This is a genomic window from Ensifer sp. Root127, assembly GCF_001425225.1.
GTDB lineage: Bacteria > Pseudomonadota > Alphaproteobacteria > Rhizobiales > Rhizobiaceae > Ensifer > Ensifer canadensis.
The window spans coordinates 296,492-309,705 of record NZ_LMDX01000044.1 but is presented as its reverse complement, the minus strand read 5'-3'; the positions used below and the strand labels follow the sequence as shown (position 1 = coordinate 309,705).

The 13,214-nt window shown below is 62.9% G+C and carries 13 protein-coding genes; 9 read left to right on the top strand and 4 right to left on the bottom strand.

Annotated elements, in window-relative coordinates; translation table 11 throughout:
* Positions 1-11: 11 nt before the first annotated feature.
* The 3 genes from ASD03_RS31130 to ASD03_RS31120 all read left to right on the top strand — a co-directional run bounded on the left by ASD03_RS31130 (position 12) and on the right by ASD03_RS31120 (position 4,217).
* The gene (locus tag ASD03_RS31130) at positions 12-1,064 is read left to right on the top strand and encodes a sugar phosphate isomerase/epimerase (RefSeq protein ID WP_063997118.1); all 1,053 of its coding nucleotides are present in this window, start codon (positions 12-14) and stop codon (positions 1,062-1,064) included.
* Between the two features lie 343 nt (positions 1,065-1,407).
* The gene (locus tag ASD03_RS31125; protein ID WP_025424903.1) at positions 1,408-2,589 is read left to right on the top strand and encodes a Gfo/Idh/MocA family oxidoreductase; all 1,182 of its coding nucleotides are present in this window, start codon (positions 1,408-1,410) and stop codon (positions 2,587-2,589) included.
* A gap of 260 nt (positions 2,590-2,849) precedes the next feature.
* Positions 2,850-4,217 carry a GH1 family beta-glucosidase gene (locus ASD03_RS31120; protein ID WP_038576503.1) on the top strand — a complete coding sequence of 456 codons (1,368 nt, stop codon included), beginning with the start codon at positions 2,850-2,852 and terminating at the stop codon, positions 4,215-4,217.
* Between the two features lie 309 nt (positions 4,218-4,526).
* Here ASD03_RS31120 and ASD03_RS31115 read toward each other — a convergent pair whose 3' ends face one another.
* Complete coding sequence (locus tag ASD03_RS31115) at positions 4,527-5,417, bottom strand: NAD(P)-dependent oxidoreductase (RefSeq protein ID WP_025424901.1); 891 nt, start codon at positions 5,415-5,417, stop codon at positions 4,527-4,529.
* A gap of 241 nt (positions 5,418-5,658) precedes the next feature.
* Here ASD03_RS31115 and ASD03_RS31110 point away from each other — a divergent pair, with 241 nt between their 5' ends.
* The 5 genes from ASD03_RS31110 (at position 5,659) to ASD03_RS31090 (ending at position 9,736) form a co-directional block, all read left to right on the top strand.
* Positions 5,659-6,291 (top strand): TerC family protein, encoded by a 633-nt coding sequence (locus ASD03_RS31110; RefSeq protein WP_025424900.1) that lies wholly within the window; start codon positions 5,659-5,661, stop codon positions 6,289-6,291.
* A gap of 378 nt (positions 6,292-6,669) precedes the next feature.
* Positions 6,670-7,752, top strand: coding sequence for a methionine ABC transporter ATP-binding protein (locus tag ASD03_RS31105; RefSeq protein WP_025424899.1), 1,083 nt, complete (start codon positions 6,670-6,672; stop codon positions 7,750-7,752).
* Positions 7,742-8,407, top strand: a complete 666-nt coding sequence (locus ASD03_RS31100; protein WP_025424898.1) for a methionine ABC transporter permease — start codon at positions 7,742-7,744, stop codon at positions 8,405-8,407. Before ASD03_RS31105 ends, ASD03_RS31100 begins: the two co-directional genes overlap by 11 nt.
* A gap of 38 nt (positions 8,408-8,445) precedes the next feature.
* Complete coding sequence (locus ASD03_RS31095) at positions 8,446-9,222, top strand: MetQ/NlpA family ABC transporter substrate-binding protein (RefSeq protein ID WP_025424897.1); 777 nt, start codon at positions 8,446-8,448, stop codon at positions 9,220-9,222.
* Between the two features lie 115 nt (positions 9,223-9,337).
* Complete coding sequence (locus ASD03_RS31090; RefSeq protein WP_025424896.1) at positions 9,338-9,736, top strand: GFA family protein; 399 nt, start codon at positions 9,338-9,340, stop codon at positions 9,734-9,736.
* Positions 9,737-9,961: 225 nt separating this feature from the next.
* Here the strand turns inward: ASD03_RS31090 and ASD03_RS31085 are convergent, their stop codons facing one another.
* The 3 genes from ASD03_RS31085 to ASD03_RS31075 form a co-directional block, all read right to left on the bottom strand.
* Complete coding sequence (locus ASD03_RS31085) at positions 9,962-10,906, bottom strand: rhodanese-related sulfurtransferase (protein WP_025424895.1); 945 nt, start codon at positions 10,904-10,906, stop codon at positions 9,962-9,964.
* A 78-nt stretch (positions 10,907-10,984) separates the two neighbouring features.
* Positions 10,985-11,893: a CHAD domain-containing protein gene (locus ASD03_RS31080; protein WP_025424894.1), complete on the bottom strand. Its 909-nt coding sequence runs from the start codon at positions 11,891-11,893 to the stop codon at positions 10,985-10,987.
* Positions 11,890-12,363, bottom strand: coding sequence for a CYTH domain-containing protein (locus ASD03_RS31075; RefSeq protein WP_025424893.1), 474 nt, complete (start codon positions 12,361-12,363; stop codon positions 11,890-11,892). The genes ASD03_RS31080 and ASD03_RS31075 overlap by 4 nt, the downstream gene beginning before the upstream one ends.
* A gap of 199 nt (positions 12,364-12,562) precedes the next feature.
* On the opposite strand from ASD03_RS31075, the gene ASD03_RS31070 reads away from it, so the two are divergent.
* On the top strand, positions 12,563-13,201 hold the full coding sequence (locus tag ASD03_RS31070; RefSeq protein WP_025424892.1) for a 2-dehydro-3-deoxy-phosphogluconate aldolase: 639 nt from the start codon (positions 12,563-12,565) through the stop codon (positions 13,199-13,201).
* The last annotated feature ends 13 nt before the right edge of the window (positions 13,202-13,214 follow it).

Below are 13,214 nucleotides of genomic sequence, written 5' to 3'. Positions count from 1 at the left end.
AAGGAAAAATCATGAAAACGATYAAGGGCCCCGGTCTGTTTCTTGCGCAGTTTGCCGGGGATGCGGCGCCGTTCAACTCGTTTGCGGCGATCACCAAGTGGGCTGCCGATTGCGGCTACAAGGGCGTGCAGGTGCCGACCTGGGATACCAGGCTGATCGATTTGCAGCAGGCGGCGACGTCAAAGGCCTATTGCGACGAGCTTGCCGGCATTGCCCGCGACAACGGCGTCGAGATCACCGAGCTGTCGACCCATCTGCAGGGCCARCTGGTYGCCACCCATCCGGCCTATGACGAGGTGTTYGACGGTTTTGCCGTGCCGGAMGTGCGCGGCAATCCTGGGGCACGGCAGCAATGGGCGGTCGAGCAGGTGAAGATGGCGCTGACGGCGTCGAAGAACCTCGGGCTTAATGCGATGGCGAGCTTCTCCGGCGCGCTTGCCTGGCCGTTCGTCTATCCCTGGCCGCAGCGGCCGGCCGGCCTGGTCGAGACCGCCTTCGACGAACTGGSGCGGCGCTGGAAACCGATCCTCGACCATGCCGAGGATTGCGGCGTCGACATCTGCTACGAGATCCATCCGGGCGAGGACCTGCACGACGGCATCACCTTCGAGATGTTTTTAGAGCGCACCGGCAACCATGGCCGCGCCAACATGCTCTACGACCCCTCGCACTATGTGCTGCAGTGCCTCGACTATCTCGACAACATCGACATCTACAAGGATCGCATCCGGATGTTCCACGTCAAGGATGCCGAGTTCAACCCGACCGGGCGGCAGGGCGTCTATGGCGGCTACCAGGGCTGGGTCAACCGGGCCGGGCGTTTCCGCTCGCTCGGCGACGGCCAGGTCGATTTCGGCGCGGTGTTTTCCAAGATGGCGGCCAATGATTTTACCGGCTGGGCAGTGGTCGAATGGGAGTGCTGCCTGAAGCATCCCGAAGACGGCGCGGGCGAAGGCGCCGAGTTCGTCAAGCACCACATCATCCGGGTGACCGAAAAGGCCTTCGACGATTTTGCCGACGGCGGTACCGACGAGGCCGCCAACCGGCGCCTGCTGGGGATTTGAGGCACGGTATAGAGCCAACGGTGGCGCCTGCCSGGCGATGGCCGCAGTGCGCCCCCGGCCGTAGCCCCTCACCCTAACCCTCTCCCGCAAGCGGGGAGAGGGGACGTGCCACACGGTGCTGCCGAGCGAGAGGAAACGCCGTCGCGATCGCCCTTCTGCCAGCTGCTGGAGGAGGGGATGTGAGCTGACGCTGGCGCTGCTGTCTTGGCTGGTGGTGCGAGCGGGTGCCGCATATTCCTTCTCCCCGCCCGGCGGGGAGAAGGTGCCGGCAGGCGGATGAGGGGCAGCCGCACGACGATGACAACGAGACGATAGAGCAGGTTCAGAACAGGGAGACAAAACGATGGCAATCGAGGGAACGAGCGAGAAGCGCGAGCGGCGGATCAGGCTCGGCATGGTCGGCGGCGGTTCGGGCGCCTTCATCGGCGCGGTGCACCGCATCGCCGCCCGGCTCGACGATCACTACGAACTGGTGGCCGGCGCCCTGTCGTCGACGCCGGACAAGGCCGAAAGCTCCGGCCGCGAGCTCGGGCTTGATCCGTCGCGGGTCTATTCCGACTTCAAGCAAATGGCGATCCGCGAGGCCAAGCTGAAGGACGGCATCGAGGCGGTGGCGATCGTCACCCCCAACCATGTGCACTATGCCGCCGCCAAGGAATTCCTGAAGCGCGGTATCCATGTGATCTGCGACAAGCCGCTGACCTCGACGCTTTCGGATGCGAAGAAGCTGAAGAAGGCGGCCGACGACAGCGAGGCGCTGTTCGTGCTCACCCACAACTACACCGGCTATCCGATGGTGCGCCAGGCGCGCGCGATGGTCGAAAATGGCGACATCGGCGCTATCCGGCTGGTGCAGATGGAATATCCGCAGGAYTGGCTGACGGAGAATATCGAGCAGTCGGGCCAGAAACAGGCGGCCTGGCGCACCGATCCGGCCCGCTCCGGCGCCGGCGGCTCGACCGGCGACATCGGCACCCATGCCTATAATCTCGGCGCCTTCGTCTCCGGGCTGGAACTCGAGGAACTTGCCGCCGACCTCGACAGCTTCGTTGCCGGCCGAAAGCTCGACGACAATGCCCATGTGATGATGCGCTTCAAGAAAAAGGACGGCGAGCGCGCCAAGGGGCTGCTCTGGTGCAGCCAGGTGGCGCCCGGCCACGAGAACGGCCTGATGGTGCGGGTCTACGGCACCAAGGGTGGGCTCGAATGGACGCAGAAGGACCCGAACTATCTCTGGTACACGCCGTTCGGCGAGCCGAAGCGGCTGCTCACCCGGGCTGGTGCCGGCTCCGGCCCGGCCGCCGCTCGCGTCAGCCGCATTCCTTCTGGCCACCCYGAAGGCTATCTCGAAGGGTTTGCCAATATCTACACCGAAGCGGCCCGGGCGATCTTCGCCAAACGAAAGGGCGAGGCGATCGATGCCGCCGTCACCTATCCGACAATCGACGACGGTATGAAGGGCATGGCCTTCGTCGATGCCTGCGTGCAGTCGTCAAAACGAAACGGCGCATGGGTAAAGGTGTAGTCGGAAAGCATGCCGGGGGGCGACGGTATGAAGGGCATGGCCTTCGTCGATGCCTGCGTGCAGTCGTCAAAACGAAACGGCGCATGGGTAAAGGTGTAGTCGGAAAGCATGCCGGGGGGCAGGGCGAGGGGTGCCTCGCCCTTTTTCGCGAGTTGACTTTTGCCGGTGTCGCTTTAGGCCCGCCCGCAACAAGAATGAAAATACACAAGGTGAGCGGCCGCCCGCCGGATGCGGGCCGCTGCAAAGGACGAGACAGGCTGATGATCGAAGCAAAAACCCTTGCCCAACGTTTCCCGGGCGATTTCGTGTTCGGAGTGGCGACGGCCTCCTTCCAGATCGAGGGAGCCACCAAGATGGACGGGCGCAAGCCATCGATCTGGGATGCCTTCTCCAACATGCCGGGCCGGGTCTTCGGCCGGCACAATGGCGATATCGCCTGCGATCACTACAACAGGCTCGACGATGATCTCGATCTGATCAAGAGCCTCGGCGTCGAGGCCTACCGGTTCTCGATCGCCTGGCCGCGCATCATTCCCGAAGGCACCGGCCCGATCAACGAGAAGGGCCTCGACTTCTACGACCGTCTCGTTGACGGCCTGAAGGCGCGTAACATCAAGGCCTTCGCCACGCTTTATCACTGGGACCTGCCGCTGGCGCTGATGGGCGACGGCGGCTGGACGGCGCGCACCACGGCCTACGCCTTCCAGCGTTATGCCAAGACTGTCATCGCTCGGCTCGGCGACCGGCTCGACGCGATCGCGACCTTCAACGAGCCCTGGTGCTCGGTGTGGCTCAGCCATCTCTACGGCATTCACGCGCCGGGCGAGCGCAACATGGACGCGGCGCTGCACGCGCTGCATTTCACCAACCTGGCACATGGCCTCGGCGTCGACGCCATCCGCTCGGAGCGGCCGAACCTGCCAGCCGGCATCGTTATCAACGCTCATTCGGTCTATCCCGGCAGCGACGCTGCTGCCGACAAGGCGGCCGCTGAGCGCGCCTTCGATTTCCACAACGGCGTCTTCTTCGGTCCGATCTTCAAGGGCGAGTATCCCGAAAGCTTCATGAGCGCGCTCGGCCATCGCATGCCCGATATCGAAGACGGCGACATGGAAACGATTTCGCGGCCGCTCGATTGGTGGGGCCTTAACTACTACACGCCAATGCGCGTCAGTGATGATGCTGCCGCCGGTGCCGAATATCCCGCGACGATCAACGCCAAGCCGGTCAGCGACGTGAAGACGGATATCGGCTGGGAGGTCTATGCGCCGGCGCTCGGCCAACTGGTGGAGACGCTTAACGCCCGCTACGACCTGCCCGATTGCTACATCACCGAGAATGGCGCCTGCTACAACATGGGCGTCGAAAATGGTGCGGTCGACGACCAGCCGCGGCTCGACTACATCGCCGAGCACCTGTCGGTGACGGCAGACCTGATTTCCAAGGGCTACCCCATGCGCGGCTACTTCGCCTGGAGCCTGATGGACAATTTCGAGTGGGCCGAAGGCTACAAGATGCGCTTCGGCATCGTGCATGTGGACTATGAGACGCAAGTGCGCACGATCAAGAAGAGCGGCCACTGGTACAAGTCATTGGCCGAAGAGTTTCCCGCGGGCAACCACATCTGATGGCTGGTGCCTTGCGCGCCCGTTGAGGCGTGCAGAGCTCAGGTTGATGGCAAACCACTGCGATAGCCTGGTTGACGGGCGAAACATGCTGTTCTCCTCATCCTCGCCCTTGTAGCGGGGATCCAGCGGCCCGACGTCTGTCGGGCCAACAGATCTTTCAACCCAAGGACTTGGGCTGGCTGGATTCCTGTGACAGGCACAGGAATGAGGGCGCTTTGGGAGTCAACAAGACACGTGAATGTCGAACAGGTCATATGGATGACTTTGTCATCAGTCTTGCGCGCCCATTGAGGCGCGCAAGACGTCCTGTCAATCGAAGCGCCCTGGGGCCGCTTTGCGCACCGGCAGCACCTCGAGGCTGCCGCGGTCGAGCTGGGCCAGGACTTCCTTGAAACCGAAACGCGGCTTCCATCCGAGCGCGCCGATGGCGGCACTCGGATCGTAGATACGGTCGATCGATGCCGGCAGCGACCAGCCGCGCTCGGCAAAGGCCTGAGCAAATTTGCTCGCCCGCTCCCGCAGAACCGAGGCTGCATCGCTTGCCAGATGACGGCAATCGGTCGGCAGGAAGGCCGGCTCGCCTGAAATGACGAACCGCTGAAAGGCAGGCCCGTCATTGTCGAGCGCCGCCACATGCGCGTCCGCCACATCGCGGACGTCGATGCCGCGGTGCAGCCGATACGCCGCCATGCGGTCGGCCTGCTCCGGAAAACATCTGGACATACGCAGGACACGGATATGCAGCGCCCGGTCGGCGGCGTTTTCCAACAAAGCCTCGGCGGCAAGCTTGGTGTGATGGTAGATCGTGTGCGGTTGCGGTGGCGTTTCCTCGGTGATCCAGGTGCAGGCACCCTCTTTCACCGCATGGCCGTACAGTGCCGTCGTGCTGGTGAAGACGATACGGCGGACGCCGGTGGCTTGAGCCGCGGCAATGACGAGATGGGTGCCCATCACATTGACGCGCTCGAATTCCGCGTCCGGGATCGTATCGACGTGTGGCGCATGCAGAGCAGCCGCATGGATGACGGCATCGGCCCCCTGCATGGCGCGTTCCAGGAGGACACCGTCGACAAAGTCACCTGTGATCTCCGTCGTCGCAAAAGGCGCGCGGTCGATGCCGATCACGTCGTGATCGGGCGTCAGAGCATTGTAGATCGCCCGGCCGATGCGCCCCGAACTTCCGGTCAAAACGATGCGCATCCGCTCTCCTGCCTTTCGACTCAGTCTTGTTGTGTTTCGTATCAGAGAACTGTGCTCAGTAAACTGTGAAGTCCGCCACAATCTCTGCATAGCCGTTGAAGCAACAACGCGCTGCGCAGTGCCATCATTCCGGTGCGTATTGCGAAGCTGTCCGTCTCAACCCCTTGATCCGCCAACGCCCCTTGTTCTATGCGTTAGCGACAGCGAATAGGCGTGCGGGGCGCCTGGGGGACTATCGATCATGGAAATCTTCACCTCTGCCGGGCTGCTGGCGCTTCTGCAGGTCATCGTCATCGACCTGGTTCTGGCCGGCGACAATGCCGTCGTCATCGGCCTTGCAGCCGCCGGTCTGCCGACCGAGCAGCGCCGCAAGGCGATCCTGGTCGGCATTCTTGCCGCCACGGTCCTTCGCATCGCGCTTGCCAGCGTCACGGTACAGCTTCTCGATATCATCGGGCTGCTGCTGGCCGGTGGCCTTCTGCTTCTCTGGGTCTGCTGGAAGATGTGGCGCGAGATCCGCGCCGGCGGGGCCGAAGATTTTGAGGGCGAGGGGGCCAATTCGGCGCCGCGAAAGACCTTCCTTCAGGCAGCCATCCAGATCGTCATTGCCGACGTCTCGATGTCGCTCGACAACGTGTTGGCGGTCGCCGGCGCTGCGCGCGAGCATCCGACGATCCTCGTCTTCGGCCTCATCCTTTCGATCGCGCTGATGGGCATTGCCGCCAGCTTCATCGCCCGGCTGCTCAACCGCTATCACTGGATCGCCTATGTCGGTCTCGCCATCATCCTCTATGTGGCACTCAACATGATCTATCGCGGCTCACTCGAAGTCTGGCCGCATCTGGCGCCGGTCGCTCACGCCATCGGCGTTTGACCGTCATCGGCAGATCGTGCGCATCGGCCCGCTTATCGGGCCGGTGCGCAGCAGGCTTCTTTCAGCGCCATTTGCGAAAGAGCGGTTTTTTCCGCAAACGTGAAGCAACCCGGAAAATCATACCTGTAAAAGCCGGGATCTATTGTCCATAAGGGCCGTAGATTATGTCGCATGTTCTTCCTGCGGCAACGACGTTGAACTCACCGGTTGGCTAATGCTAGAGAAGTGCTCCCTGTTCCGAATGCGTTGTCGAATGTCGGCCTGACAAGACGCGCCTTCCATCCCGCGCCCCGAGTCCGGGATTTTGAGTTTCGAGCATCCGAGAGCACCTATGTACCCGTCCATAACGATAACGCCTCTTTCGGGGGTATCCGAACGATGAGCGTTTCCGCCTATAAAGCACCGGCGCCCGGCGATGCCGCCGTCATCTTCGACGGCGTTTCAAAGCATTTCGCAGCGTCCGGCAAGAGCGGCGGCTTTACCGCGCTCGACAACGTCTCCCTTTCGGTCGGCCGCGGCTCGATCACCGGTATCATCGGCCGCTCCGGCGCCGGCAAGTCGACGCTGATCCGCCTGGTCAACGGGCTGGAGAAGCCGACGGGCGGCAAGGTGCTCGTCGACGGCGTCGATGTCGGCGCGCTCGACGAGGCGGGTCTTCGCACGTTGCGCCGCTCGGTCGGCATGATCTTCCAGCATTTCAATCTGCTGTCGTCGCGTACCGTGTTCGGCAATGTGGCGCTGCCGCTCGAAATCGCCGGCATGGACAAGGGAGCCATCGAAAAGCGCGTGCGCCCGCTGCTCGACCTTGTCGGGCTTGCCGACAAGCATGGCCGTTACCCCTCCGAGCTTTCCGGCGGCCAGAAGCAGCGGATCGGCATCGCCCGGGCGCTTGCGACCGAGCCGAAGCTGCTTTTGTCGGACGAAGCGACATCGGCGCTCGATCCCGAGACGACGCAATCGATCCTGGAACTGCTGAAGCGCATCAATGCCGATCTCGGCCTGACCGTGCTGCTCATCACCCACGAGATGGAAGTGGTGAAGGCGGTCACCTCCGATGTCGCCGTCATCGATCACGGCCGCATTGTCGAACGCGGCCACACCTTCGATGTCTTCACCCATCCGAAGCACGAGACGACACGGGCGATGCTCTCCGGCCTGCCGGGCTCGAAGCTGCCCGACGCAGTGTCCCGCGCGCTGAAGCCGCAGGCTGCCGTCGGCGACCGCGCCGTCGTGCGCCTGACCTTCTTTGGCGCGGCGGCAGAACGGCCGCTGATTTCGCAGCTGATCAAGTCGGTCGGCGCCGAGGTCAACATCATCGCCGGAACGATCGACGAGATCGGCGGCCGGCCCTACGGCTCGCTGGTCGTCGCCTATGGCGCGGATGCGGAAACCGCAGGCCGTGCCGAACGCTTCTTCACTGAAAACGGTCTGGTCACGGAGGTGCTCGGCTATGTCGCCTGATATCCTGTTAAAGATCTGGGGTGCCACGCTCGACACGCTCTACATGGTCGCGGCCGCCGGCCTGATCGGCTCACTGATCGGCTTGCCGATCGGCATATTCCTGGCGACCAGCGGCAAGGGCGAACTCTTTCCGGCACCGACGATCAACCGCATCGTCGGGCTGATCGTCAATGCGGCGCGCTCGACCCCGTTCATCATCCTGGTCGTTGCCATCATTCCCTTCACCCGGCTTCTCACCGGAACGTCGATCGGCACCAAGGCGGCGATCGTGCCGCTGACGATCGCGACCATTCCCTTCGTTGCACGTCTGGTGGAGGCGGCGATCCGCGAGATTGACAAGGGACTGATCGAGGCGGCCCGTGCCATGGGTGCCACGCCGATGCAGATCGTCTTCAAGGTTCTGCTCGCGGAGGCCCGCCCGGCGCTGACGATGGCGCTGACCATGACAGCCGTCAGCCTCATTGGTTACTCCGCCATGGTCGGCGCGGTCGGCGGCGGCGGGCTCGGCGATCTCGGCATCCGCTACGGTTACCAGCGCTTCATGCCCGACGTGATGCTCGTCGTCGTCATCGTGCTCATCGTGCTGGTGCAGCTGGTGCAGAGTGCCGGCGACGGACTGGCACGCCACTTCGACAGGCGTAGCCGCAAGAACTGATTTCCCAGGACATTCAAATCACCAACAAGGAGATACCCATGAAGAAGCTCATCATTGCTGCGGCAATCGCAGCCCTTACGGCCGGTACCGCACTGGCCGAAACCATCAAGGTTGGCGTGACGCCGGGCGAGCACGCCCAGATCATGGAGAAGGTGAAGGAAGTCGCGGCGCCCAAGGGCCTCGACATCGAGATCCTCGAATTCTCCGATTACGTCGTTCCGAACCAGGCGCTTGCCGACGGCGACCTCAACGCAAATTCGTTCCAGCACCAGCCTTACCTCGACAACCAGATCGCCGATCGCGGTTTCGATATCGTCAGCGTCGGCACCACCATCACCACGCCGATGGGCGTCTATTCGAGCAAGGTGAAGAGCCTCGACGAGCTGAAGGATGGCGCGACGATCGGCATCCCGAACGATCCGACCAATGGTGGCCGCGCGCTGCTCGTGCTCGCGTCCAAGGGTCTCATCAAGGTCAAGCCGGAAGTCGGCCTGAAGGTGACCCCATCCGACATCACAGAAAACCCGAAGAACATCACATTTGCCGAACTGGATGCGGCCCAGCTTCCGCGCTCGCTCGCCGATGTCGACGCAGCAGTGATCAACACCAACTACGCGCTCGAGGCCGACCTGCATCCGAAGGAAGACGCCATCGCCATCGAAGGCGAGAAGTCGCCCTACGCCAACGTCATTGCCGTGCGCACCGCCGACAAGGACGCGCCCTGGGTGAAGACGCTCGTCGAAGCCTACCACGACGAAAAGGTGAAGACCTTCATCAACGAGACCTTCAAGGGCGCGCTGATCCCGAGCTGGTAATTTCCAGCCCGTAGAAACCCGATATCGAACCGCGCGCCGTACCCCGGCGCGCGGTTTTCTTTTGAATGCTGGCTGCGGCGCGCTATCTCCTCTGCAATCACAGGAGGAGGCCGGCATGAAGGGTGGATGTCACTGCGGCGCCATACGGTATGAGGCGAAGCGGTCGCCGTCCTATTCCGGCTTTTGCCATTGTCGCGATTGCCAGCGGATCACCGGTACCGGGCATTGCTGCTACATGATTTTCGATCGTTCGGATGTGATTGCGACGGGGTCTTGTCGCGGCTACCAGACCATTGCTGCGAATGGCAACATTTCCATCCGCCATTTCTGCGAGACCTGCGGCAGCCAGGTTTTTGGAAGTGGCCTGCCGGATGATGGTCGACTGACGGTCTATGCCGGCACGCTTGACGATCTCTCCGAGTTCACGCCAACGGATGCGATCTTCACGCGCAGCCGGCCCAAATGGGATCGGGCGGCGATGGCCCTGCAGGAATGCGAGGCGCTGCCGGGCTAGAGGCGAGACAGCAAGATTTGCCCCTCGCTCTAACCCTCTCGCCGCATGCGGGGAGAGGGTACGTGGCCCGGGTGCAGGGTTGCCGGCGGTTCCGTTACGGAAAATACTGACTTGATGTGAATGGGCGGTTCTTTGGGATACGGATGGCGCGGCATCTCCCTTCGCCCCGCTTGCGGGGAGAAGGTGCCGGCAGGCGGATGCGGCGCGACTTCTTCGACAGCCGCTTCAGCTTCCGAGATGTTTCTCGCCGCGCTTTTTGGCAAGCGTGATCTGGCGTTGCCGCTGGCGGTAACGCTCGCGGTCCTCGTCGGTGCGGACTTCGTGGCAATGGATGCAGGACACGCCTTCCTCGTGGTGCGGGGAGGCGAGGTCGGCCGGGGTCAGCGGCTGGCGGCAGGCGTGGCAGAGCGTGTGCTCGCCCTCTTCAAGCCCGTGCGTGACCGACACGCGGTCGTCGAAGACGAAGCAGGCGCCTTCCCAGAGGCTTTCCTCCTGCGGCACCTCTTCGAGATACTTCAGGATGCCGCCCTTGAGGTGGAAGACCTCGTCGAAGCCCTGCTCCTTCATGAAGGCGGTCGCCTTCTCGCAGCGGATGCCGCCGGTGCAATACATGGCGATCTTCGGCTTGTTGTGCAGGCCGGCATTGTTGCGCACCCAGTCTGGAAACTCGCGGAAGGTCTTGGTCTGCGGATCGACCGCGCCCTTGAATATGCCGATCGCGGTCTCGTAGTCGTTGCGCGTGTCGATGACGATCGTTTCGGGATCGGAGATCAGCGCGTTCCAATCCTTGGGATCGACATAGGTGCCGACGATCTTGTTGGGGTCGATGTTGTTGACGCCCATGGTGACGATTTCCTTTTTCAGCCGCACCTTCATGCGCAGGAACGGCATCGAGGAAGCACGGCTTTCCTTGTGCTCCAGGCCCGAAAATTCCGGCTGCGAGCGCAGATAGGAAAGCACCGCCGTGATGCCGGCGTCGGTGCCGGCGATCGTGCCGTTGATGCCCTCATGGGCGAGAAGCAGGGTTCCCTTGACGCCATTCTCGTCGCAAACGGTCTGCAGCGGTTCGCGGAATTCGGCGAAACGCGGGAAGGCGACGAAATGATAGAGCGCTGCGACCATGAACTGGCCATGCGTCTCGGGGCGCGGGGTCGTTGAAATGTCGGTCATGGGGCGTGCAAATACAGCTTTCGCGCCGCAAGTGCAATCCGGACCTCCCCTCCAGGGGCCATCTGTCGCGGCCGGCGGCTAGCGACTGGCCTCCAGCCAAAGGAGCCGGATGGTCCGGCTCTCGACATCCGGCGCATCGAGAAAGACGTTGGCTGCGCGATCCAGCGCCTCTAAGCGCAGGCTTTCCTGGCGAGCGATGACAGCGGAGATCAGATGAGCCTGATCCTGGCTGTCGCCGGCAAGGCCTGGATCCTCGTTGACGAGCGAGGTCATGACGTCGAGGTCGTTGAGGTGGCCGAGAATTTCGACCAGCGCTTTGGCATCCAGGCGTTTTGCCTGCATCGCCGAGGGCCAGGCCTCACGCATCAAGGCAAGGTGCATGCGATAATCCTGCGCGCGCTTGCGCAACTCGTGGAAGGCGGCGGCCTCGGTGCTTGCCTGGCAGGCCTCAACGGCGCGGGCAGCGCGCTTCAACGTGCGCCGCCAGCCCTTCGCCAGCCGGTCGGCCGTCTTGCGGCGACGGTCGTCGAAGGAGACATGGGCAAGCGCCGCCATGGCCTGTTCGCAATTGACGATGGTGGCTGCGATCCTGTCCTCGATATCGGTTTGGCCGGCGGCAATCCGGTCGCGTCGCTCGGCCAGTCGCGAGCAGACGCGGTCGAGCGCCTTCTCCTCGTCGTCGCTACGGGCGCCCTCATGCAGATAGCGGGCATTTTCGACGAGCGCGGCGGCGTCCCTGACAGCCGAGAGATTGCGCGCCATGTTGCGAATGCGGGCATTCTCCTGTTTTTGAAACAGCGGCGCGTCGGAGGCGATGAGCCGATAGAGTGCACGCAGGCGCTTGAAACACTTGCGGGCGTCGTGGATTGCCTCGTGCACGCCATCAGGGCGCAGCCGCAGGACCTCGATCGCCTGCTCGAATTGTTCGGCGCCGACATTTTTGAAATCGTCGGTGAAGGCCCCGCCTGGGCGGAAGGCGTAGCTCATGCTTGTTCTTCCACAGGCCCGTTGGTGGCGAGCGCCTGGTTGGAATAGCGCCGGTCCCCGGTGATCTCCGGTCCCAGCCAGTCGGGAAGTGCGGGCAGATCGGTCTCCCGCTTCATCTCGACCTCGGCGACGACGAGCCCCTCAAGTGCGCCTTCGTAGACGTCGACCTCCCACACAAAGCCCTTGTGCGGCACCCGGTAGCGCCGTTTCTCGATAACGACGCCCACTGCCTGGGTCAGCATTTCGCTGGCGTCGTCCATCGGCAGATCATATTCGTATTCATTGCGGACCAGCGCCGACTTGCCGATCTTGATTGTCAGCCGCGCCCATTTGTTGCCGTGGATCCGCACGCGCACGGACCGGTCGTCCATAGTGACGACATAGGCCTGCCGGAGCTGGGTGCCCTTGTCGGCACGCTCCCGCCAACCGTCGGAGGCCACCAGGAACTTGCGCTCTATCTCCTTCGCCATGGGTATCCCGCATTTCGAGAGGGTCGATGTCATCAAACTATCGTTTTACGGGCAAGGCTCAAGCATCTCTTTGTTGTCGAAGTTATTTTCTTTTTTGCTTATGTATGAATGGTGAACCGGCTTGGTGTTCGGCCTCGACAAGCGGCAGCAGGCGGAGTATGCGGAACGCATATTCAATCGTTTTAAAAGGACGATCTGCATGAGTGCGAAAACCGACAAGCTTCTTTCCATCCTCAAACTGCAGCCGGTCGTCCCGGTTCTGGTGATCGACGATGTGGCGACCGCCGTGCCGCTGGCGCGGGCGCTCGTCGCCGGTGGACTGAAAGCGATCGAGATCACCTTGCGCACGCCCGCGGCGCTCGAAGCGATCCGCGCCGTTGCCAACGAGGTCGAGGGTGCGGTTGCCGGTGCCGGCACCATCCTCAATGCCGCCCAGTTCGAGGCGGCGATCGAAGCCGGTTCGCAGTTCATCGTCAGCCCGGGCACGACGCAGGAGCTGATCGACGTTGCCAACGACCACGACGCCCCGTTGCTCCCGGGTGCTGCGACCGCCAGCGAAGTCATGGGCCTGCGCGAAGAAGGCTACGACGTCATGAAGTTCTTCCCGGCGGAACAGGCCGGTGGCGCTGCCTATCTCAAGTCGCTGTCGTCGCCGCTTGCCGGCACCTTCTTCTGCCCGACCGGCGGCATCTCGCTTTCGAACGCCCGCGACTACCTGTCGCTGCCGAACGTCATCTGCGTCGGCGGCTCGTGGGTGGCGCCGAAGGATCTGGTGACGAAGGGCGACTGGGCCGGCATCACCAAGCTTGCGGCCGAGGCCTTTGCGCTCAAGGGCTGAGGCTCGCCCGATC